The sequence below is a fragment of the Entomobacter blattae genome (assembly GCF_014672835.1).
In the GTDB taxonomy this organism is placed as follows: domain Bacteria; phylum Pseudomonadota; class Alphaproteobacteria; order Acetobacterales; family Acetobacteraceae; genus Entomobacter; species Entomobacter blattae.
In genome coordinates this window covers 604,826-625,447 of the sequence record NZ_CP060244.1, presented here as the reverse complement: position 1 = coordinate 625,447, position 20,622 = coordinate 604,826, and the positions used below count along the sequence as shown (strand labels likewise).

Genomic DNA, 20,622 nt, shown 5'->3' with positions numbered 1-20,622 from the left:
TTGATGAATTATAGCATTATCTAATAATTTAATAGCTTGATCAATAATAAGCTTTAATTCTTATTATGGTTATATAATATATCATTGAATAAACGAATTACACGCCACGATTTGATTGAAAATCATATTAAAAATTATTGTAATGTAACGAAATTTCTATTTGTAAAAATTATTATTTTATGGAAGCATAATTTATCTAAAGATCAGATTCTTTAGAAATTACATGTTGTGTTAACAATTTAAATTATATTGTGGTGAGCATCTTCATGACCATTATTAAACAAACAAATGGTAATATTTCAACATTAAGTAACGAAAATCTTGGATTGCTACTTGGCACAATAGCGGTAATTGCTTTTTCTCTTACATTACCAATTACCAGATATCTAACATATTTTTTAAATACATGGGAAATAGGGCTGGGAAGAACTTTTCTTGCTGCAATTGGCGCTGTAATAATTCTTTTTATTAAACCGCAACCCTTACCAAATAAAAAACAATGGGGGCAACTTGCAATAACAGCCTCTGGTATAGCTTTTGGTTTTCCCTTGCTAACAGCACTTGGTATGAAAACTGTGCCTGCAAGTCATGGTGGTATTGTCTTGGGTAGTTTACCTTTAGCAACAGCCTTGATTGGTTGTCTCCTTTCAAAAGAACGACCCTCAATAGCCTTTTGGAGTGTTGCTTTTATTGGCTTTGGAATTGTATGTATTTTTTCAATTTATAGCAATGGAGGCCTTTCAGATATTTCTTTTTATACTGGAGATTTTGCTCTGATCGGTGCGGTAATAATGGCAGGTCTGGGGTATGCTCAAGGAGGCATTCTTGCGCGTTCTCTTGGTGGTTGGCAGGTTATATGTTGGACACTTATCGTAAGCTTACCACTTCTTATTCCAATAACAATAATAGCCGTAAATTGGAATGATTTTGCTAAAATGCCTCTTCAACCCTGGTTAGCTTTTTGCTTTCTAGCCCTTGTTAATTCATTAATAGGTTTCTTCTTTTGGTATAAATCACTCGCAATAGGTGGCATAGCACGTGTAAGCCAAATCCAATTGCTTCAGCCATTCTTTACTTGGCTCTTTGCTGTCGTATTCTTGGGTGAAATGTTTAGTATGGTTACATTGTTTTTTACTGTGTTAACTATGTTGATAGTAATGTTAAGCAAGAAAACTCCTATAACAAAATAATAAAATAATTAGTGAGGGTTATATCTATGTAATAACATTTTAAAGGAGAGAAGTATGGTATGTAAACTTACAAGCTCAGGTTTAAATTTATGCAATTGTTTAAACACAGAGGATAGTTCTCAATCCAAAAATACAAAAATTGATAACAGATCAATATTAATTAACAAAAATGTTGATTTAATTGATTATAGTACTAGATATTCACGTTATGGTTGGGGAATAGATGTAAGAGCAACTTATTCTCATTTACCCTGTCAACCATTCTGGACATGGCTGACAGGAAAATATCCAAAACAATTAGAACCTCGTCGCCCTATTGAAACTATTTTAGCTCCATGGCAACTTATATTACAACTAACATGGTCATGGGCATTGATTCTTATTTCCTTATTAATCGGTGCTTTCGTGTATAAAAATTCTGATATTGGACTCCTAATAAAAATAATTTGTAGCTTATTTTTATTTGTAATAGTGACCAACAGAACAAGAGGTCTTCTTCACACTTTTCATTACACCAATCATGGTGCATCTATAAAAAACTTACGTTTAGCAAAGTTCCTTGGTAAATGGTTTATGTCTATTCCAATTATGCATTTAACCTGGGATGAATATCATAAAATTCATGCTGGTGATCACCATGCAACAACCTATTTATGCACTGATGCAGATCCAGATCAAAAATTTATGAAAGATCATGGTTTTTATTCTGGTATGCCTGAATATTTATTTTGGAGGTATTTAGTTTTTGCCCCTTTTCATCCTAAAGCTATATGGGAGCATATATATTTTCGTTTCCTTCATAATTTTATCATTCCCAACCGTTCAGAGATAATATCGCGTTTTGCATTTTGGACTAGTTTACTTACTATCGTAACTTTAACAAATACAATAGATATCTTTGTAATCTATTATTTAATACCTCTTTTCCTCATTACCCAATACTCATCATGGCTTCAACATATTACTGAGCATTTATGGTTTGCAGTTCGACCTAATGATGTTCCTTTATTTGTTTTCATGAGTTCATTAACTTGGGGTCGCTTTCTTGGCCGTCCTTATCCAAAAGGTACAAATGGTATCAAAGGTATTGCTTATAAAATACAATGGTGGGCAAAAATATTAATCATTGATATACCTATTAAATTATTTTCTTTTATGCAAGACTTACCAAGTCACGATTACCATCATCGTTCGCCTAGAATCAATTTTTGGTCTATTTCACGAGAACGAGCAGCTATGGAAGGACGTCCTTCAAAATATGGTCCTATGACAGAAACATGGGGCTTACTTGAAAGTCTGTTAATAGTTCGAGATCAAGTCTGTTATGGAAAAGGTGATGCTTTTGGTGTTTGGGAATGGGCACGCAATCAAGAAAAACGCAGAAATAACTAACTTAAGTAAATCTTTAAATGTAAAAATTTTTACATTTAAATCTAACTGCTTTTATTCTACCAACCTTTTGGAGAAAAGCAATGACACCTGAAGACGCTCGTGCACATAATCGTTCACATGGGTTTATTAATCGCAATATAAGCCAAGCTATATTAAAAGATATAGTTCAATCTGACGGAACCCCACCAGAGTATTTTAGTGCTTTAAATATTGGTATAGATTTAAATTTCCTTCATCATAAATATTGGGAAATAAAAAAAACTATACCTGAAATGTCCAATAGAAACTTACCTTTTTACTTAATGATAAAAGAAAAATATAAGGACTTTGAATGGCAGAAATCAGTAAATGGTATTATAACAAATTATACATATATGGGATTAAAACCTAGTCTATTGTCGTTATTAATGGGGCGTGTTCCTAATAAAAGTGACGTAGATGACCCACTTGATCAGCTTCCAAACGGTTTTTCTGCCGAAATTCGGAAAGTTTTTAAAGAAATCGGTATAGTATGGCCAGATAAAGCTGGACTATTAAATTTTGTTACTTGGATACAAAAAGGTATATCGGGAGAAAGTCTAACTATAGTATCTCCAGTTTGTCCTGATTATGAAACTGAATTAACAGAAGAATCGTCCTCTCTAGCTAATATAAATCAAACAATTTTACGTGCAACACGACATCGTTTTACATTTGAGGGTCTAGGGGAAGGTATTGGCGTTACGGCAGCACACTTATTTAAGGCTATACCACGATTTCATAAGTTACTAAAAGATCGATTAGGATTAAATATTTCTTATATAGTAGCGCCAGGTGATTTTGAAGGATTTTCAGAAGAAACTTGTAAACGATTACATATTGATCAAACGACTTTTCTATCAAAAATTCAAGCACAAACTAGAGCTATCAAAAGTAAATCGCCTGTTCCTGTAGAAAGCATTCCCTTTACCAATCTTTGTGGTGGTCGGGAAAATTGGTTATCAATATGGAATGAGTTTTTAAATAGGATAATTAAAGGTGATCTATGTAATATATCTAGCCAAGATTGGGTATTAAAAACTGCCATAGCAAGACGAGATCTATATAATCGATGGTACAATTGCATTAACCAAACTAATGATTTTTATGTCAATTTGGTTATCAAGCAAGCAGCAGAATATGCTGCAATGGGAAAAATTATTACATCTAATGATTCAATAAACAACCCACTTATTCTTGGAGCTGATGATCATAAAATGGGACGGTTCTACTCGCTTACCTTAAATATACCAGTAGTCTATCTGAAACGAATTTACGATTAGGAAAAAAGATGATAAATATTGAAACCAATAGATCAATACATATAGACGATAAACAAATCTCTACGTTCATTGAAACAGGAACTGCCATGTTTCCTATGGGAGTCGTCTTTACAAAAGAAGAACTCCAATATATTAATGATATTCAAATAAAGTTACCTCAAGAGCAGGTTATCATTGGTGATGCTGGCGAACCAAATTTACTATATGTCAGTAGGCTTATGGTTGATCTGCCAGGAGAAAAACCAACACTGGTTAACCGCCCACTATCAGAGAGTATTATTAATATTCTTAATGACAAAATTCGCCAAAAATTTTTTAAAAAATTGCTTGGAAAAGAAAAGTATTTACGTAGATGTCAAATTAATCGTATGACCAAAAATTCTTTTATTGGTCGACATATAGACCGTGACAGTAATCCTGATTATGATGTTGCTGTTGTGATACATTTAGGCAAACAATTTGATGGTGGAGAGTTTGTTGTTTATCCCGATAATAACAAATCATACACATTTCGCCCAAACTACGGTACAGTATTAATTAGCCAGTGCAAAATCCCACATGAGGTATTAACAGTTAACTCTGATGAACGAGTATCTCTTGTTTTTTTCTTATCCGATTATCTAGAGGAAAATAGACGGATTAAAAACCATTAAAATGATGGTGAAACAAGAAAAACTTTTATTTCTTTCCTGAAGAATTTTCAAAGATTTATGCCCCGTGACAGCTGCCAGCTCCAAAACATTAGAAAGCCGCTTTGATAATTCAGTCGCGGCTTCTCTTCTGGAGTCGTGAAACCTTAAATCTTTTAACCCAACTTCTATTTTAATTTTTCTAAATGTTGCTGTTAAATACCCAGGTTCGATTAGGAACTAACCTTATTGCTTTTTATTAACAACTTAGCTCTCTTTTTTCATAACAAGCTAAACATGATATACTCCATTCCCTCTTCGAAGGCTCTCATTATTACCAAAATTATACCCTCTCGTATGGTCTTAACAACGTGCACAATTTACGGAAGAAAAGGAAATGCCTTCTAATATTCTCCTGAATTGTTGTGGCAGGCAGAATTGACCAAAACATATGATAAACTGTTCAGAACAATATGGATTATTGGAGATAACCGACCGATATTTTTATGATTGTAATTTTTCTATTGCCATTTTACCGGACATAAAAGCCTGATTACTCCAAAGATAATCCCACTTTCCAAACCGACCGGCTAAAAGAATGCCTTGTTCCTCTACCCAGGAGATGACACGATCGCGTCGCTTTTCCATCTCCAAATCAAACACAACATTACCGTAAGGCAAGTGTTTATGATGGGTAAAAATGATTTCATCCCTACGAGCAAGATTCATCTTTTCCAGGGCTTCGAGGCAATTTTCTATCAGCTCTTCGGAAGATAAAGCCTGTGGTTTTTCTCGGGAAGAGTAAATTTCAAACTGTAAAGAACTACATCCTTCTGGAGCATTAGCGGGGGATTTATAAGAGGGAGAATAAACACGAGAAGCTAAAATATCCTCATCATAAATATAGAACCACAAAGTTGGTGAAACATCTTTTCTGGCAATCCCTATGGAAATCAGGTCGATCCTCGTTGCAAATAGGCTTTTTGCATCTTCTTGGATCGCTGGCGGTACATCGGTTGTTATTGAAACCAGGTAAGGGAGGGGAAGGGTACTGACCAAATTCTTGTAATAAATTTTTATACCGTTTGAAAAAGTAATCTCTTTATTTTTCAGGTTGATACCAACGGTTTCATGATTGGTTTCCACCGTGGCTTCCTTAATAAGAGGTTCAATAAAAGCCCTGTAACCGCCTTGTTTAGGATAGCGCATCTGGCTGACATAATAGGTATTTGGCACGGTTTCAGACATAGCCCCAAACAGAATTTCTTTAATATCGGCTCGGCGCATTCTATGACCGATCCAATCAATACCCATATTTTCTGCCTCTATACTCCAATATTTGCGCGTATATTGGATCGGCCATTTTTCTGCAATGGCTGTTCCATACTGATAAAGTAGCCACTCGCGATAATTGGTAATGGCCTGTGGGTTTTCCGGTCGATTGAGGAAAGAAACGATTAAATCTGTCTTTTCTTCTGCCGTAAGCGGGTAAATATTATTTTGAATAGGGTGCTGAAACCACAAACCTTGGTCCCAGTTTTTTGACATGGCTGGATGATTATAATAGGGAACAGTATCGAAAACGGCTCTCACCTCTGGCTCTGTTGCAAAAGAGAGATGGACGGCATTGTCAAAAACCCATCGATTATCGATAACAAAATTATCAAGAAGGCCACCAACGGCCGCTTTTGCTTCGTAAATACAAGAGCTCAAACCCGCTTGTTTTGCATAATATGCTGCAGATAATCCAGCAATTCCTCCTCCGAGGATGGTAACGTCCATCTTTTTTTCCAATAATATAACGGTTTTAAAGTATTTTTATTTTAAAGTATTTTACGGGGATGCCATAATTTTAAAAACAAAAAATTACGTTAATGATACTTTATATAATTATTAAAAAAAAATTAAAAGTATGATAACTTGCTCCTATGTAATGCAGGTCTTGCAGGCTATAAAATTAAAACGGAAAATTAAGTAATGACAAAAGCAGTAATTCTGGCAGGTGGGTTAGGGACCAGGCTGGCTGAAGAAACCTCTACAAAACCAAAACCTATGGTAGAGATTGGCGGAAAACCCATACTCTGGCACATTATGAAAATCTACAGTGCCCACGGTATTAACGACTTTATTGTGTGCCTAGGCTATAAAGGTTATGTTATTAAAGAATACTTCTTGAATTATTACTTCCATATGTCTGATGTTACTATTGATTTAGGCAATAATACTGTTGAAACCCATAATGCAAGCGCCGAACCCTGGCGGATAACGTTAGTTGATACGGGTGAACTCACCATGACAGGTGGACGTTTAAAACGGGTTTTACCTTATGTGGCCAACGACCCCTTCTTTTGTATGACCTATGGGGATGGTGTAGGCAATATCAACATCACAAAATCCATTGAATTTCATAAAAAGCACGGTTTGCAAGCCACTGTAACCGGCACTCAACCCCCTGGACGATTTGGGGCTTTGGCCCTTGATGGCGATAAAGTCACCTCTTTCATGGAAAAACCCGCAGGTGATGGAAACTGGATTAATGGGGGCTTTTTCGTTCTTTCCCCTCAAGTAAGCGAAAGAATTGCTGGCGATGAAACCACCTGGGAAAAAGAACCACTTGAAGGCCTTGCAGAAAGTAAGCAATTAGCCTTATTCCGTCATTCAGGCTTTTGGCAGCCCATGGATAGTTTACGAGATAAAATTACGCTTGAAGAAGCGTGGAGCACAAATAAAGCCCAGTGGAAAATCTGGTAATTCCTTTGCCCCATCATTAAGATATCAATTTTTTAGAAAATTTAATCATTGAGAACATTATGGCATTTAATAATATTTATTCTGGAAAGAAAGTATTCATAACCGGGCATACGGGATTTAAGGGTTCCTGGCTATGTTCGTGGTTATTAAATCTTGGAGCTGAAGTTTGTGGATACTCAAAAGATATTCCCACTGAACCCTCCTTATTTGAGCTTTCTGACCTTTCAAAAAAGATCAAACATATTATTGGTGACATACGAGATCTTCCCCATCTGCAGTCTGCTCTTCATGATTTTAAGCCAGATTTTGTTTTCCACCTGGCTGCCCAGGCCATTGTTTCTCTTTCTTACGCGGATCCCTTGGAAACCATTACTTCCAATGTTACCGGAACCGCCCATGTTATGGATGTTCTCAGCAAGGTTGACTGGCCTTGTGTCGCCATCATTATCACATCTGATAAATGCTACGATAATGTTGAATGGGTTTGGGGCTATAGAGAAATTGACCCTATGGGCGGTAAGGACATTTATTCTGGTTCGAAAGGGGCCGCTGAACTTATTTTTCGTTCTTATTACCATTCTTTCTTTAAAGACAAGAACCCCCATGTTACCTTAGCCACCGCCCGTGCCGGAAATGTTATTGGTGGTGGAGACTGGGCCAAGGACAGGATTGTGGCCGATTGTATTCGAGCCTGGAAAAAAGGAGATAAAGTGGAAATACGCTCTCCTTCTGCCACCCGTCCATGGCAGCACGTGCTTGAACCTTTAAGCGGTTATTTAACCCTCGGCGCCAATCTTTATCACTCAAAAGACAATAATGGCTCTTCCTATAATTTTGGGCCTCACGCTGAACAAAATAGAACTGTTATAGAACTTTTAGAAGATTTAGGAAAAATCTGGGGTCTAAAAGAAAACTCCCAAACCTATCATATTACAGGGAATATTCCTTTTCATGAGGCAAGCCTTTTAAAACTTAACTGCGATAAAGCCCTTTTGGAATTAAAATGGGAAGCCACTCTTACCTATCATGAATGTATGGAAATGACAGGAAGCTGGTATAGAGATGTTGTTAAAGAGAACAAATCTGCTTTTGAAGTGACAAAAAAGCAGCTTGCTTATTACGAAAATCTTGCAAAACAACGTCACTGTATTTGGAATATATAAGAGTAAAATACCATTATGATGTTACCTTTTGTAACGCCTTTAAAAAGAATACCAACCCCCAAAGGGGATGTTCTACATGGGATAAAAGCAACAGATTCTGGTTTTGAAGGATTTGGAGAAGCTTATTTTACCCATATCCACCACCAGGAAACCAAAGGGTGGAAACGTCATAACAGAATGACATTAAACTTAATTTGCCCTTACGGAAAAATAAAAGTTACTGTGAGGGATGAAAAAAATATTGTGCTCGAAGCACTTCTTTCTCCTGATCAAGCCGAAACATATCAACGCCTAACAGTTCCCCCAGGATATTTTGTAGCTTTTACTGGCTTAGCAAAAGGGGATTCTCTTTTGTTAAATGTGGCTTCTATTATGCACGATAAAAACGAGGCGGATACCGTTCCTCTTAATTATTTTGATCCATAGGCGTGGTTATAATCCATGAAAAAAATTTTACTATTGGGAAGCCGAGGAATGTTGGGAAGCCGTTTTTTAGAAGCACTTCCAGCTCAAATTACGGTATTTCCACGTGAAGATAGTGATATAAAAAAAACAAATGAATTGTTTGAAAAAATAACCCAGCTCAAGCCAGATATCATTTTGAACTGTGCAGCTGATACCAATGTGGAAGGGGCGGAAGATAACCCTTCCCTTGCACTTTCTGTTAATGCCCTTCTCCCTTCTCTTTTGGCCCAAGCTGCCAGAAAAATAGAGGCCTTACTTGTTCATTTTTCTTCTACAGGATGTTATGGCATTAATGAACTTAATCCTTGGGCACCCCATTCTGATTTCGAAACACCCAACCCAACCACTGCACACCATAAGAGTAAGATTTATGGTGAAGACCTTATAAAAGATGTGGGATGTAGAGCGCTTATTTTACGCCTTGGATGGCTTTACGGAGGAAGTATTCACCATAAAAAGAATTTCGTCTGGGCCAGAATTCAGGAAGGAAGGATAAAACAGGAACTTCAATCTGATCCTTATCAAATTGGGTCACCCACCCATGTTGATGATGTCGTAAAACAAACACTGCACATCCTTGAGCATAATCTGACAGGTGTTTATAATGTTGTTGCCCATGGCGCAGCTTCTCGATTTGATTACGTTTCTAAAATTTTAAGCAGTGCCCATCTAGAAGTTAAACTAAAACCCCTACGCTTTATTCGCAAAGCAAAAGTCTCCTTTAATGAAGCTGCCTTCAATGAGAAACTAGCCTTTATGGGGCTGGATATTATGCCATTATGGGAAGAAGCATTAGAAACCTATGTCCAGACTCTTCTTAAAGAGGAACAAAAAACAAAATTATAAGGCTTTTTATATAATTTCGTTTCTCTTCCCGCTTAAGAAGAAGGGATTTTATTTATGGGCCTGTAATAACGCAGGTATCAAAATTAAGCAGCCCTTCCCCTTCTAAATGAATTTTTACAAAACGATACTTTCCTGAAACTTCTATTTTGTAATTCCATATGAGATCAGTGTTATTTTTTTGAAAAATTGGATGAAATTCTTCAGGATTATTCGCCACAGAAATCCTCAAATTTTGAGTTCTTTCCCCACCAAAATCTGGGCGATCAAAAAAATATATGTTTTTAATGTCTTTTTCTTCTCCTAGATCGACCATCCACCATGGGTTTTCTTGCTTTTCGGTATGAATGGAATACCCATATCGTGGGAGAATATTAAGAACTCGATCAGCCTCATTATCAGAGGCGGAATAACGGCTGATAGAGCTTTGAGTTGCTACACACCCCACAGAAATAATATTATCAAATATATATTCGAGATCTTTATTTCCCATAACTTGTTTATAGGATTCTAAAATTTGTTTTTTATTATCCTCGTTATTTTCTGGCAGGTGATAGGATAGACAAAAAAGTTTTGTATTCTTTGCGTGAATGATTTTTTCCAGAAGAATATTATCTATTTTCCGACTTGTCTGAAAATTAAGATGAATAAATTTTTTCAAATCAGCTACAGGGTGAAAGAACGTTTTTTTCCCTAAAGATTTTTCTTCTGCAAAATCCACCAGAGAGACATCTTTCCAATCATAATAATCTAAATTATCACAAAAATATTTTAAATCTCTGGCCTTAAGGTTGCTGTGAAAAACCTCTGTAGCAATCACGGCCTCGCTAAAGGGCCATGTTTGCAAATTGTACTCTTTTTGCATCGCTGATTGCCGTAATCTCCTTGCTAAGAGCGAGACCACCGCGCGTTTAGAAAGAAATACTATGCAGTAAAGACCCCTTCTTATTTCATCAACGGCATAATAGGGAATACAAAAACTTGTATGGACCCAATCTTTAATATGAACAGGGTTTTTATCCTCCGCACCAATAACATCAATATTTTCATTTTCCATAATAGTGATAATGTCATCAATATTATTATTCACGAATACATCATATTCCAGATGTACGTAATAATCATAATGGGGCATTTTAAGAAAGGATAAAATAGAAGGATAATCTCCATTATGCCAAAATCCCCCTGAAATATTTAACCCAACATCCAGAGCTTCTTGCATATTAATGGTTACAAGATTACCGTATTTATCCTCGATTGAGGAATCCGTATTATTATGAAGGATAAATACATCCCCTGTTTTTACGCAGGTAATCAATTTATTATAGACTTTTTCTATGGTTTCATTCCACATATGGACTTTAAAAAAGACTGCGTACTTCATTGACATTCCCAATATATTCCAACAATGAAATATATGACTTATTTTTTATTTAGAGAAATATCCATATCGTAAATATATAATAATTCTTTATTATTCAATTTATTTACTAATATGCATAATATTACGGTAATAGATTGATGATAATTAAAATAATAATTATTTCATCATAGGATTTATATTTACCATTTCCAAAGCCTTTTAACCTTAATTTTATATTATAATAGACACAATATTTTATTTTTATTTTATTCAGAAAATCATTACTTATACGGAAAATAATCTATCAGATAATATTGAAATTATCATTTTCTATCTTGTCAAGGCAATCAAAAAAGCCAACCTATTAAAATATCCTTAAAATTCTTTTTTATTACTGCGCAAAAACCACAGAAGACAAAAACTACAGGGGACATCTATTTTTATTGGACCTTTACCACAGGTGTTTAAATTTATTCACCAATGTAAAAAGAATAAAGGCGGACTTTTAGAAACTAATTTGGTATCAAACCAGTTTCTGAAAACATTCTTGTTACCAGATTTGTAAAATAATTAGGCAGCTCTATACCTATTTACACAGGAAATATTATTGCTGAATTAAAAATTAGTCCCCAATAATATGAGTTAAAATTAATAATTTTGAGGAATAAAGGTATTAGGGTTTTAAATAGGATATGTTGGCGATGGATATTCATTGGGGTTGCCCTATTTTTCCGTTTTGGTCAGGGGCTATAATAGGAAGAGGTTGCATCATGTGGATATCTACTACTTCCCGGGTTCCCATTATATGGGGTAATTTTTTCCCTATTGGATTATATCCCTTTTCGCGCAACATTTTACTAAACATTCTTCCTAGAGAAATATCCAGCATCCGTTTATCCGGCAATACATACCCTTTTTCTCTAAGTTTTTTTAAGTAATACAAAAATAAAGCTTAGACTTACAGGATTTATTTTCTATTACACCTTAAAAATTACTAGATTTTTTAGAAAGGTTTAACAATCACCATGATTACAATAATGATCATAAAAATTGTAGGAATTTCATTTGCAAAACGATAGAATTTTTCAGGATGTTTATTAATCCCTTTTTCAAAATGTCTTCTCCACTTAGAGCACGCACCATGAAACCAGAAAAGCCCCATAAGAGCAAAAAACTTGACATACCACCAATTAAAATGCCGCCAATCGACAAGGCCAGGGGTGAGAACAAGGAATATCCCACATAAAAAGGCTACTCCTATTGCTGGGTTAATAATGGCTCTTTGCAAGCGCCTTTCCATGATTTTAAACCGCGCATCCTCTGCTGTACCAGGTTGAACCTGGCAATGATAGACAAAAAGGCGAGGCAAATAAAACTGCCCCGCCATCCACGCTATAACGGAAATAACATGAAAAGATTTTATCCAGAGATAATGGGTGATAAGAAATTCACTCATCATGCATATTTTGACATATGATCGTGCTGGGATTCCAGAATTTTTCTTAAAACTTCCGGAAATTCTGAAAGATGGCTAATCCGAATGAGGCCTGGCCAATCAGGCCCTGGTAAGTCTTTATCACGAAGAAGGACACATCCCATTCCTGCATCCTTTGCTGCTTGAACGCCTGGATCAGAATCTTCTAGTACAATACATTCTTCAGGGGCCACCCCTTCTTCTTCTGCGGCATGTAAATAAATATCAGGGCGTGGCTTTGGTATTCCCATATCTTTCGCAGAATGTGTAATCCCTTCCATAATTTCATCCAACCCCGTTGTTGCAAATTTTGCTTCCATTTCGGCATGAGAGGAGTTAGAACCCACTCTAAAAGGCAAACCCAAGGCATCTACCTGCTCTAACATTTTATAGACCCCTGGCATAGGCTCTGCCTTTTCACGCATGATTTCAACCAATTTATGTTGAACTTGCATGGCCCAACCTTCGGGCAATTTTATTCCCAGTTTTTTTTCAACTTCACGCCCACTTTGCGGAAGGGTCTGTCCGGCAAATACAATATGGGCTTCATCATCTGTTATATCCCAACCCAGTTTCCTTGCCTCATGGGCAATGAGTTCATTAGCGGGTTTTTCACTATCAATAAGAACACCATCACAATCAAAAATCACCAAACGCAAATCACCATCAGGACGAATAGCTTTGGGCAAATTATTCATAGTTTTCTTACTACCTCTATCAATCTGGCCACGTTTTCGGGCGGGGTTTGTGGTAAAACACCATGGCCAAGGTTAAAGATATAAGGCCTGTTACGCATGGAATAACATAGAGCACGAATGTTTTCTTCCATTTGTTTACCACCAACTAAAAGACTAACAGGATCTAAATTACCCTGCACAACAATGTTATCAGGTAAAACCTTACAGGCAAGGTTTATATCTGCCCCAGAATCCAACCCAATTGCATTAACCTTGGTTTGTTGGGCGTAAGGTTCAATCATTATCCCTGCCTGGCGAGGAAACCCAATAACAGGCACCTGAGGATAGACTTTCCTGATTTCTTTTATAATTTCCCTTGTCGGTTCACTGACATACCGACCAAACAGGAATGATGGCACGATACCCGCCCAGCTATCAAAAAGCATAACGGCCTCAGCACCTGCTGCAATCTGCTTTATCAGCAGCGCAGCCGTCGTCTGAACTAATATATGTATTAATTCCTCAAAAAAAAGCGGGTCGCTCAACATTAAGTGTTTTACAGTGGTAAAATCACGCGATGAACGCCCTTCTATCATATAGCAAGCCACAGTAAAAGGAGAGCCTGCAAAACCGAGTAAAGTGGTCTTTGTATTTTTGAGTTTTGAAGAAATTTGTCTTAAGGCTTGGAATACAGGCTCTGTTTTTTCGAATAATTGGTGAATTTGAAGTTTCTTTAAATCTTGGCTACTCCGAACAGGAGTCATCACAGGACCTTCTTCTGGTACAAAATCCAGTGACAATCCCATTGCCCAAGGAAGAATCAGAATGTCTGAAAATAAAATGGCACCCTCCATCCCATAACGTTCAATAGGCTGAAGAGTAAGCTCGGTTGCAATATCTGGGGTTAAGCAACGTGTTAAAAAATCGGCCTTGTTACGCCATTCCCTAAATTCTGGCAAATAACGCCCAGCTTGGCGCATAAGCCAAACGGGTGGAGGCCATTGGGCTTGACCCTGTAGAACAGAAAGCAATGGTTTAGAATGGGAAGGATAAATAATATTCATGAAAGCCTTGTGATGTAAAATATGGAATGGCTTGATTAAAAGAGGATTTTCTCTTTTTTGAAACCCTAAAAAATAAATAAAATTAGATTCTTAGGTTTTTAGAGGTTATTTGATCCTTGTGGATTAAGGGGTACCCAGCTTTGCAAAAATGTACCTCATTTTTCCTCCGATGTGTACAGAATTTAGAGAATTGTTTTTTAACGCTTTTTTCTGGTTATCCCCAAAATACAGACAGACCCTTGTGTACAATCCTCATTTTTTACAGATGTACCGATTATCCACACTATTCAGTACCCACGTTTATAAAACTGTGTACAATCCCCATGTACCTTTTAATTCAGGATAAGATCCACAAGTGTATTTTTTGCAATAAAAGAGAGATCATGAAAACGACTCCAAAAAATTTTATGCAAGTTTCTACCCCGGCTCTTTTTTTAGCCAGCCAGTCTTCTATAAGGTTAAAATTGCTGCAAGAGGCAGGATTGCAGGTTTTTGCGTATAATCCAGCTGTTGATGAAAACACAATTAAGATTGAGGCCAAAAAAAAGGGCTATTCTGCGCAAGAAACTGCTTTATGGTTGGCTTGTGAAAAGGCTCAAGCAAAAAAACAGGCAGAAAAACAAGATGGCTACATTATTGCGGCTGATCAGATTATGACGTGCAATGAGAGATGGTTTGATAAACCTGTCTCTGTTGAAGAAGCAAAAGAACATTTAATTTTTTTAAGGGGAAAAACCCATATCCTTCATACCGCAGCTGTAATTTTTAGGGATGGGAAAAAGGAAGCAGAATTTTATAGGGAAAGCTTTATGACAATGCGCCCTTTTACGGATGAATTTTTAAATTCCTATCTTCATCATGTTGGAGAAGAGTGCCTACAATCTGTGGGCTGTTATAAGCTAGAGAGCTATGGGATAAGATTGTTTGAGACGATAGAAGGAGATTATACCGCCATACTGGGTTTACCCTTATTGCCTATCCTTTCTTTTTTACAGAAAAAAAAGATCGTGAAAGAATGACTTTTTTGTATTGCCTAAAGGGAAAACACCGGCTATATCGAGCAGGGAAATTATTCGTTGTCCATGTTGCAAGAGTTACTATTGCAACATGGGTTATATAAGGGGCCATAGCTCAGTTGGGAGAGCGCCTGAATGGCATTCAGGAGGTCAGGGGTTCGATTCCCCTTGGCTCCACCAAAATAAGTTTGGTGTAGTGATACCATCATACTTAAAAAGAACGTGAAACGTTTTTTTAAACGACATGATGATCAAATTCAGGCATTTTAATTCATATAACCTGACATAATCTCGATTTTCTTTCAGAGTAGCAGTATTTGTTTTGGACAATGGAACCTAGTTTTTCAGGAAAACTTACAATATGACCCCTTCCATTGCACCCCCTATAAGCCGTCGTGGGGTCTGTTTTGTTATTTCAGCGCCTTCTGGCGCTGGGAAATCTACAATTGCGAATGCTTTAAGAGCTGCTCAGCCAAATTTATCCCATTCTATTTCTGTCACCACCCGTAAACCCCGCCCTGGTGAAGTGGATGGCGTGCATTATCATTTTGTTAGCGAAAAAGTGTTTAAGGAGTTAATAGAAACGCAAGCGTTACTGGAATGGGCCATGGTATTTAGACATGGTTATGGAACCCCTGGTGCCCCAGTTGAAAAAGCCCTTGCCGAAGGCAAGGATCTTATTTTTGATATTGATTGGCAAGGGCATAGGCAAATTCGGTCTCATCTTCCAGAGGATGTGGTAAGTCTTTTTGTGCTCCCCCCTTCTCTTCAGGAATTGGAAAGGCGGCTCAATTTACGGGCCTCTGATCATCCAGATGAAATTCATCATCGTATGAAAGCTGCTCGTGAGGAAATATCTCATTGGCAGGAATTTGATTATACAATTATTAATACCGATCTCGACCAGGCTATTCAGGAAGCCACAGCCATACTCTCTGCCGCACGTATTGAGACCGCACGAAGAAAAACAGGGTTACAAGCCTTTATTGGGGATAGGTTTGAAGTCAAATGAAGCTGGATTTCTCCGCTATTACTGTATTGTGCCTGGGCGATATTATGCTGGATTGTTACAAATATGGAACAATGGAGCGTATTTCTCCTGAGGCGCCAGTACCGGTTTTACATCTTTCCCATGCCAAGGAAATGCCTGGTGGGGCAGGGAATGTGGTGAGTAATATTACCTCTTTGGGGGGAAAAGCCCTTTTGATTGGCCTGGTGGGGTATGATACTGCCGCTGAGCGTTTAAAGAGTTTATTGGGCGATCAAATAGGGAGTCAGGTTTTTTTTATTCCTACGTCCCAACGAAGCACCATTTGTAAAACACGCTTTATTGCCAGCCACCAGCAAGTGGTCAGAACAGATGAGGAAAGCCGGGCGGCTGCAACAGAAGAAGAAATAGTCCAGTTAAAAAAAATGGTAAAGACCCATATTGGGTCTGCCAATGCTGTGATTATTTCTGATTACGGTAAAGGGGTTTGCACGCCAGAGGTTATTGCCTATACCATAGAACAGGCCAAAGCCTTTCATATTCCTGTGTTTGTAGACCCAAAAACACCGGATTTTTCCCGCTATAAGGGGGCTTATTGTGTCACACCTAATGTGAAAGAACTTCTTGCAGCCCAGCCCCTTTACGAGGAAAGCGAGGAGGCTCTGGCAGAAGCTGCCTACACCATTATTGATACGGCCCATATTCATTCTGTTTTGGTGACACGTTCTGAAAAAGGGATGATGCTGGTAGAAAACACTAAGGCTGTGCATGCTGTGCCGACCCGTGCACGGGAAGTTTTTGATGTTTCTGGCGCTGGAGATACTGTCATTGCTGCTTTAGTGCTAGCCCATAGTTCAGGGTTTAATTTGGTTCAGGCTATGCATATTGCCAATGCAGCTGCGGGTGTGGTTGTAGGCAAGCTGGGAACTGCCAGTGCCAGTATTGCAGAAGTGACAGCTGAGTTAAGTGCTCAAGATAAAAACAGCTCTGCTAATCGGCCTATCATGGCGCCTATTCTTTCTTTACTGGATTTAAAACAGCAAGTTCATCAGTGGCGAGAGCAAGGGCTAAGTATTGGGTTTACTAATGGATGTTTTGATTTGCTCCATCCTGGGCATATTCAACTTTTAATGCAGGCTCGGCAGCAATGTGAACGTTTAATTGTTGCTTTAAATACGGATGAAAGTGTACAGCGGCTTAAAGGAGCACAACGGCCAATTTCTCCACTTTCTGCCCGTAGTGCTGTGATGGCTGCGATACGCTATGTTGATGCCGTAACAGTTTTTTCAGAAGATACTCCCTATAATTTAATAGAAGCTATTTTACCGGATGTTCTTATTAAAGGCGGAGACTACACTTTAAAAACTGTCATTGGTGCTGATATTGTTTCGGCTGCAGGGGGGCAGGTGGTTATTATTCCTTTTAAAGATGGTTATTCGACAACTTCTCTGGTAAAAAAAATAAATCCTACTCATTCCTAATGCTTTAATAGCATTCTAGAAGGTGTTCAGACATATCATGTCCACTTCTGAGTCTCTTCAACACATCCTTACTCAAGAAATCTCCTCTCTTGAGGAATGTTATAGGGCTTTTCGCTCCTGGTTATTAGACCAAGCCTTTCCAATATGGGGGACTATAGGTTGTGATGGGGATAAGGATTCCCCTGCTCGTTTTGGTGCACAGGAATATTTAACTCTTCAGGGTTTACCCGCCCATCCTCCTTTCAAGCGTTTACGAGTGCAAGCCCGCCAGCTTTATTCTTTTGTACAGGCGAGTTTTTTAGGCTGGGAAGAAGGGCGGGTACGAGCAGATGGCATTTATCACTTTATGCAAAATGCTGCTCTACCAGGTGGAGGATGGGCTAAAACCCTGACCCCTACAGGAGAAATATTAGATAAAACCGCTGATCTTTATGATATAGCTTTTGTCATTTTTTCCTTCTCCTGGTATGGGCGTTTGACTAAAAAGGCAGAACCTATAGAAAAAGCCCAAGAAACGATCCGGTGGCTTTATAAAACCATGCAAGGGCAAAATGGCGGTTTTGAAAATACTTTCCCTGTGGGAAAAGAAAGCCGACAGCAAAATCCCCATATGCATCTGCTTGAAGCAGCCCTTGCCCTTTACGAAGTCACCAAAAACCCGGTTGATCTATTCTTTGCAGAAGACTTGATTGATCTATTTAAAATGTATTTATTTAATAAAAAAAACCATACACTTGGGGAATTTTTTGAAAAAAACTGGCAACCTTGCCGGCAACAGGGGCATTTGGTAGAACCTGGCCATCATTATGAATGGATATGGTTATTAAGTGAATATAGCCGTCTGACAAGATACTCTATGCTTCCTTATATAGAGCGCCTTTATACCTTTAACAGTAAGTTTGCCATCCATCCTGAAACTGGCCTTATCTATGATAGCGTGGATAATGTTGGGCATGTTAAAAAAGCTTCTTCTCGGCTATGGGTTCAAACCGAAGCATTAAGGGCAGAAACAGCTGTTTATGCTTTTTCCTCTTTTCCACGAGATAAAGTCCAGCATCATATTATTCAGTTAGTGAAGGCCTTACTCTTTCGGTATTTTCATCCGCAATATTGCCCTGCTGGAATGTGGGCTGACCAGCTTGATGAACACCATAACCCTGTTGGGGATAAAATTCCCGCAAGTTCTTTTTACCATATTATTGCTGGCTATTGCGAACTTCATAAACTGATGAAGGATTTTTTCTAGTTTGAAATTTTTTATAAGTTTGTTCTCTTATGAGCCTATTTTTTGGCATATGGTTTATAGAATATAGATAATGGGTAAACAAAATGTCTCGTATTTCTGAAAAACCTTTGCTTGACCTTCCCGTGCGTCTTCCCCCTTCGAATATCCAGGCCGAGCAAGCTCTTTTAGGGGCTTTGCTTTCCAACAATAAGGCCTACGATCTGGTTTCAGATTTTTTACAGGGGGAACATTTTGCGGATGCTATTAATGGTAAAATTTATGAGGCCATAGTCAGGCGTATTGAAAATGGACATTTAGCAGATGCCATAACCCTTAAGGCAGAATTTGAGCATTCTGGTCTTTTGGAGGAAGTTGGGGGTACGGCTTACTTAGCCCAGCTTCTTGTTTCGATGGTTGGGGTTATTAATGCAGGCGATTATGGGCGAATTATTCATGATTCGTGGATTCGCCGCCAACTTATTGATATTGGGGAAAATATTATCAATGATGCCTTCGGAGCTCGTCCAGACTTACAAGGGTTAGATTTGGTTTCTGCGGGAGAAGAAGCACTTTTTCAACTCGCCACCGAGAAAAGCAATACGCAGGGTTTCGTATCTTTCGACCGTGCCTTGGCTGAGGCCTTGCAAATCGCTGAAAGTGCAATTTCTAACCAGAGTGGTTTATCTGGCCTTCCTACAGGTTTAAAGGATCTGGATAAGAAAACCGGAGGCCTTCACCCTTCCGATTTATTGATTTTGGCTGGTCGTCCTGGCATGGGAAAAACAGCCTTGGCGACCAAAATTGCTTTTGGGGCAGCCCGGTTTTTACAAGAGCAAAAACGTAATAATCCAACAGCCAAAGGCTCTGTGGCTATTTTTTCGCTGGAAATGTCCGCAGAGCAGCTTGCTACGCGCTTACTTTCAGAAGAATCCCGCATATCAAGCGAGCGGATTCGTCGGGGGGAGATTAACCAGAAGGATTTTGATAAATTTGTTCAGGTTTCAAGGGAGCTTTCAACCCTGCCCCTGCTCATTGATGATACCCCCGCCTTATCCCTTTCGGTGATGAGAACCCGTTGCCGCAGGCTTTTGCGTACCAAGGGCCTTAGCCTTGTGGTGGTGGATTATTTGCAACTTATGCGCCCCTCTATTGGTACGCGGCCAGAAAGCCGTGTGTTGGAAATTTCTATGATTACACAAGGTTTGAAAGCCTTGGCCAAGGAAATGGAAATTCCTGTTATTGCGCTATCGCAGCTTTCCCGTCAGGTGGAAAATAGGGAAGATAAACGCCCACAGCTTGCTGATCTTCGCGAGTCCGGCTCTATTGAGCAAGATGCTGATGCTGTTATGTTTATCTATCGAGATGAATATTATCTTCAACAACGAATGCCAAAGCCTATTGCCTTTGATAATGCAGAAAAATATGACTTGGCCTTAAAAAAATGGCAAGATGATATGCATGCCGTCCATAATAGGGCCGAACTTATTTTAGAAAAGCAACGCCATGGCCCTACCGGTAAGGTAGATCTCTTTTTTGAAGGGGAATATACCCGTTTTGCTGATTTAGACACACTTCATCAGGATTATTAACGTTTTAGGAA

Annotated in this window: 19 protein-coding genes and 1 tRNA gene; 14 read left to right on the top strand and 6 right to left on the bottom strand. The window is 38.3% G+C overall.

The window, feature by feature from the left end:
* The first annotated feature begins 266 nt into the window (after positions 1-266).
* The 4 genes from JGUZn3_RS02845 to JGUZn3_RS02830 all read left to right on the top strand — a co-directional run bounded on the left by JGUZn3_RS02845 (position 267) and on the right by JGUZn3_RS02830 (position 4,536).
* Positions 267-1,190 (top strand): DMT family transporter, encoded by a 924-nt coding sequence (locus tag JGUZn3_RS02845; RefSeq protein ID WP_203414234.1) that lies wholly within the window; start codon positions 267-269, stop codon positions 1,188-1,190.
* Positions 1,191-1,244: 54 nt separating this feature from the next.
* A complete protein-coding gene (locus tag JGUZn3_RS02840) occupies positions 1,245-2,582 on the top strand; it encodes a hypothetical protein (protein WP_203414233.1) in 1,338 nt (445 codons plus the stop codon).
* An 80-nt stretch (positions 2,583-2,662) separates the two neighbouring features.
* Positions 2,663-3,883: a hypothetical protein gene (locus tag JGUZn3_RS02835; RefSeq protein WP_203414232.1), complete on the top strand. Its 1,221-nt coding sequence runs from the start codon at positions 2,663-2,665 to the stop codon at positions 3,881-3,883.
* An 8-nt stretch (positions 3,884-3,891) separates the two neighbouring features.
* Positions 3,892-4,536, top strand: a complete 645-nt coding sequence (locus JGUZn3_RS02830) for a 2OG-Fe(II) oxygenase (RefSeq protein ID WP_203414231.1) — start codon at positions 3,892-3,894, stop codon at positions 4,534-4,536.
* Here the strand turns inward: JGUZn3_RS02830 and JGUZn3_RS12720 are convergent.
* Both JGUZn3_RS12720 and JGUZn3_RS02825 read right to left on the bottom strand, forming a co-directional pair.
* Positions 4,504-4,746 (bottom strand): tyrosine-type recombinase/integrase, encoded by a 243-nt coding sequence (locus JGUZn3_RS12720; RefSeq protein ID WP_338030799.1) that lies wholly within the window; start codon positions 4,744-4,746, stop codon positions 4,504-4,506. The genes JGUZn3_RS02830 and JGUZn3_RS12720 overlap by 33 nt on opposite strands.
* 270 nt (positions 4,747-5,016) lie before the next feature.
* Positions 5,017-6,294 (bottom strand): protoporphyrinogen/coproporphyrinogen oxidase, encoded by a 1,278-nt coding sequence (locus JGUZn3_RS02825; protein WP_203414230.1) that lies wholly within the window; start codon positions 6,292-6,294, stop codon positions 5,017-5,019.
* A 195-nt stretch (positions 6,295-6,489) separates the two neighbouring features.
* Here JGUZn3_RS02825 and rfbF point away from each other — a divergent pair, with 195 nt between their 5' ends.
* The 4 genes from rfbF to JGUZn3_RS02805 are packed head-to-tail and all read left to right on the top strand — an operon-like array spanning position 6,490 to position 9,737.
* On the top strand, positions 6,490-7,263 hold the full coding sequence (rfbF, locus tag JGUZn3_RS02820; protein ID WP_203414229.1) for a glucose-1-phosphate cytidylyltransferase: 774 nt from the start codon (positions 6,490-6,492) through the stop codon (positions 7,261-7,263).
* Between the two features lie 59 nt (positions 7,264-7,322).
* Positions 7,323-8,426, top strand: coding sequence for a CDP-glucose 4,6-dehydratase (gene rfbG / locus JGUZn3_RS02815; RefSeq protein ID WP_238996875.1), 1,104 nt, complete (start codon positions 7,323-7,325; stop codon positions 8,424-8,426).
* Between the two features lie 15 nt (positions 8,427-8,441).
* On the top strand, positions 8,442-8,852 hold the full coding sequence (locus JGUZn3_RS02810) for a cupin domain-containing protein (RefSeq protein ID WP_238996874.1): 411 nt from the start codon (positions 8,442-8,444) through the stop codon (positions 8,850-8,852).
* Between the two features lie 15 nt (positions 8,853-8,867).
* Complete coding sequence (locus JGUZn3_RS02805; protein ID WP_203414228.1) at positions 8,868-9,737, top strand: SDR family oxidoreductase; 870 nt, start codon at positions 8,868-8,870, stop codon at positions 9,735-9,737.
* Positions 9,738-9,789: 52 nt separating this feature from the next.
* Here JGUZn3_RS02805 and JGUZn3_RS02800 read toward each other — a convergent pair whose 3' ends face one another.
* The 4 genes from JGUZn3_RS02800 to hemE form a co-directional block, all read right to left on the bottom strand.
* On the bottom strand, positions 9,790-11,124 hold the full coding sequence (locus JGUZn3_RS02800; RefSeq protein WP_203414227.1) for a discoidin domain-containing protein: 1,335 nt from the start codon (positions 11,122-11,124) through the stop codon (positions 9,790-9,792).
* 976 nt (positions 11,125-12,100) lie between these two features.
* Entirely contained in the window at positions 12,101-12,556 is a 456-nt protein-coding gene (gene hemJ, locus JGUZn3_RS02795; RefSeq protein WP_203414226.1) for a protoporphyrinogen oxidase HemJ, read from the bottom strand.
* Positions 12,553-13,269, bottom strand: a complete 717-nt coding sequence (locus tag JGUZn3_RS02790; protein ID WP_203414225.1) for an HAD family hydrolase — start codon at positions 13,267-13,269, stop codon at positions 12,553-12,555. The genes hemJ and JGUZn3_RS02790 overlap by 4 nt, the downstream gene beginning before the upstream one ends.
* Positions 13,266-14,312, bottom strand: coding sequence for a uroporphyrinogen decarboxylase (gene hemE, locus JGUZn3_RS02785; protein ID WP_203414224.1), 1,047 nt, complete (start codon positions 14,310-14,312; stop codon positions 13,266-13,268). Before hemE ends, JGUZn3_RS02790 begins: the two co-directional genes overlap by 4 nt.
* A 383-nt stretch (positions 14,313-14,695) precedes the next feature.
* Here hemE and JGUZn3_RS02780 point away from each other — a divergent pair, with 383 nt between their 5' ends.
* From JGUZn3_RS02780 to JGUZn3_RS02755, 6 genes are all read left to right on the top strand, one after another.
* Positions 14,696-15,331 carry a Maf family protein gene (locus JGUZn3_RS02780; protein ID WP_203414223.1) on the top strand — a complete coding sequence of 212 codons (636 nt, stop codon included), beginning with the start codon at positions 14,696-14,698 and terminating at the stop codon, positions 15,329-15,331.
* Positions 15,332-15,432: 101 nt separating this feature from the next.
* Positions 15,433-15,508: transfer RNA gene (locus JGUZn3_RS02775), tRNA-Ala, on the top strand.
* 181 nt (positions 15,509-15,689) lie between these two features.
* Positions 15,690-16,340, top strand: coding sequence for a guanylate kinase (gene gmk / locus JGUZn3_RS02770; protein ID WP_203414222.1), 651 nt, complete (start codon positions 15,690-15,692; stop codon positions 16,338-16,340).
* Between the two features lie 2 nt (positions 16,341-16,342).
* On the top strand, positions 16,343-17,797 hold the full coding sequence (gene rfaE1, locus JGUZn3_RS02765) for a D-glycero-beta-D-manno-heptose-7-phosphate kinase (protein ID WP_203414763.1): 1,455 nt from the start codon (positions 16,343-16,345) through the stop codon (positions 17,795-17,797).
* Positions 17,798-17,834: 37 nt separating this feature from the next.
* Positions 17,835-19,043, top strand: a complete 1,209-nt coding sequence (locus tag JGUZn3_RS02760; RefSeq protein ID WP_203414221.1) for an AGE family epimerase/isomerase — start codon at positions 17,835-17,837, stop codon at positions 19,041-19,043.
* Positions 19,044-19,126: 83 nt separating this feature from the next.
* Entirely contained in the window at positions 19,127-20,611 is a 1,485-nt protein-coding gene (locus tag JGUZn3_RS02755) for a replicative DNA helicase (protein ID WP_203414220.1), read from the top strand.
* The last annotated feature ends 11 nt before the right edge of the window (positions 20,612-20,622 follow it).

Coding starts and splice junctions, on each gene's coding strand:
- JGUZn3_RS02845 (WP_203414234.1), top strand. CDS start 267: ATGACCATTATTAAACAAACAAATGGTAATATTTCAACATTAAGTAAC.
- JGUZn3_RS02840 (WP_203414233.1), top strand. CDS start 1,245: ATGGTATGTAAACTTACAAGCTCAGGTTTAAATTTATGCAATTGTTTA.
- JGUZn3_RS02835 (WP_203414232.1), top strand. CDS start 2,663: ATGACACCTGAAGACGCTCGTGCACATAATCGTTCACATGGGTTTATT.
- JGUZn3_RS02830 (WP_203414231.1), top strand. CDS start 3,892: ATGATAAATATTGAAACCAATAGATCAATACATATAGACGATAAACAA.
- JGUZn3_RS02825 (WP_203414230.1), bottom strand. CDS start 6,294: ATGGACGTTACCATCCTCGGAGGAGGAATTGCTGGATTATCTGCAGCA.
- rfbF (WP_203414229.1), top strand. CDS start 6,490: ATGACAAAAGCAGTAATTCTGGCAGGTGGGTTAGGGACCAGGCTGGCT.
- rfbG (WP_238996875.1), top strand. CDS start 7,323: ATGGCATTTAATAATATTTATTCTGGAAAGAAAGTATTCATAACCGGG.
- JGUZn3_RS02810 (WP_238996874.1), top strand. CDS start 8,442: ATGATGTTACCTTTTGTAACGCCTTTAAAAAGAATACCAACCCCCAAA.
- JGUZn3_RS02805 (WP_203414228.1), top strand. CDS start 8,868: ATGAAAAAAATTTTACTATTGGGAAGCCGAGGAATGTTGGGAAGCCGT.
- JGUZn3_RS02800 (WP_203414227.1), bottom strand. CDS start 11,124: ATGTCAATGAAGTACGCAGTCTTTTTTAAAGTCCATATGTGGAATGAA.
- hemJ (WP_203414226.1), bottom strand. CDS start 12,556: ATGATGAGTGAATTTCTTATCACCCATTATCTCTGGATAAAATCTTTT.
- JGUZn3_RS02790 (WP_203414225.1), bottom strand. CDS start 13,269: ATGAATAATTTGCCCAAAGCTATTCGTCCTGATGGTGATTTGCGTTTG.
- hemE (WP_203414224.1), bottom strand. CDS start 14,312: ATGAATATTATTTATCCTTCCCATTCTAAACCATTGCTTTCTGTTCTA.
- JGUZn3_RS02780 (WP_203414223.1), top strand. CDS start 14,696: ATGAAAACGACTCCAAAAAATTTTATGCAAGTTTCTACCCCGGCTCTT.
- gmk (WP_203414222.1), top strand. CDS start 15,690: ATGACCCCTTCCATTGCACCCCCTATAAGCCGTCGTGGGGTCTGTTTT.
- JGUZn3_RS02760 (WP_203414221.1), top strand. CDS start 17,835: ATGTCCACTTCTGAGTCTCTTCAACACATCCTTACTCAAGAAATCTCC.
- JGUZn3_RS02755 (WP_203414220.1), top strand. CDS start 19,127: ATGTCTCGTATTTCTGAAAAACCTTTGCTTGACCTTCCCGTGCGTCTT.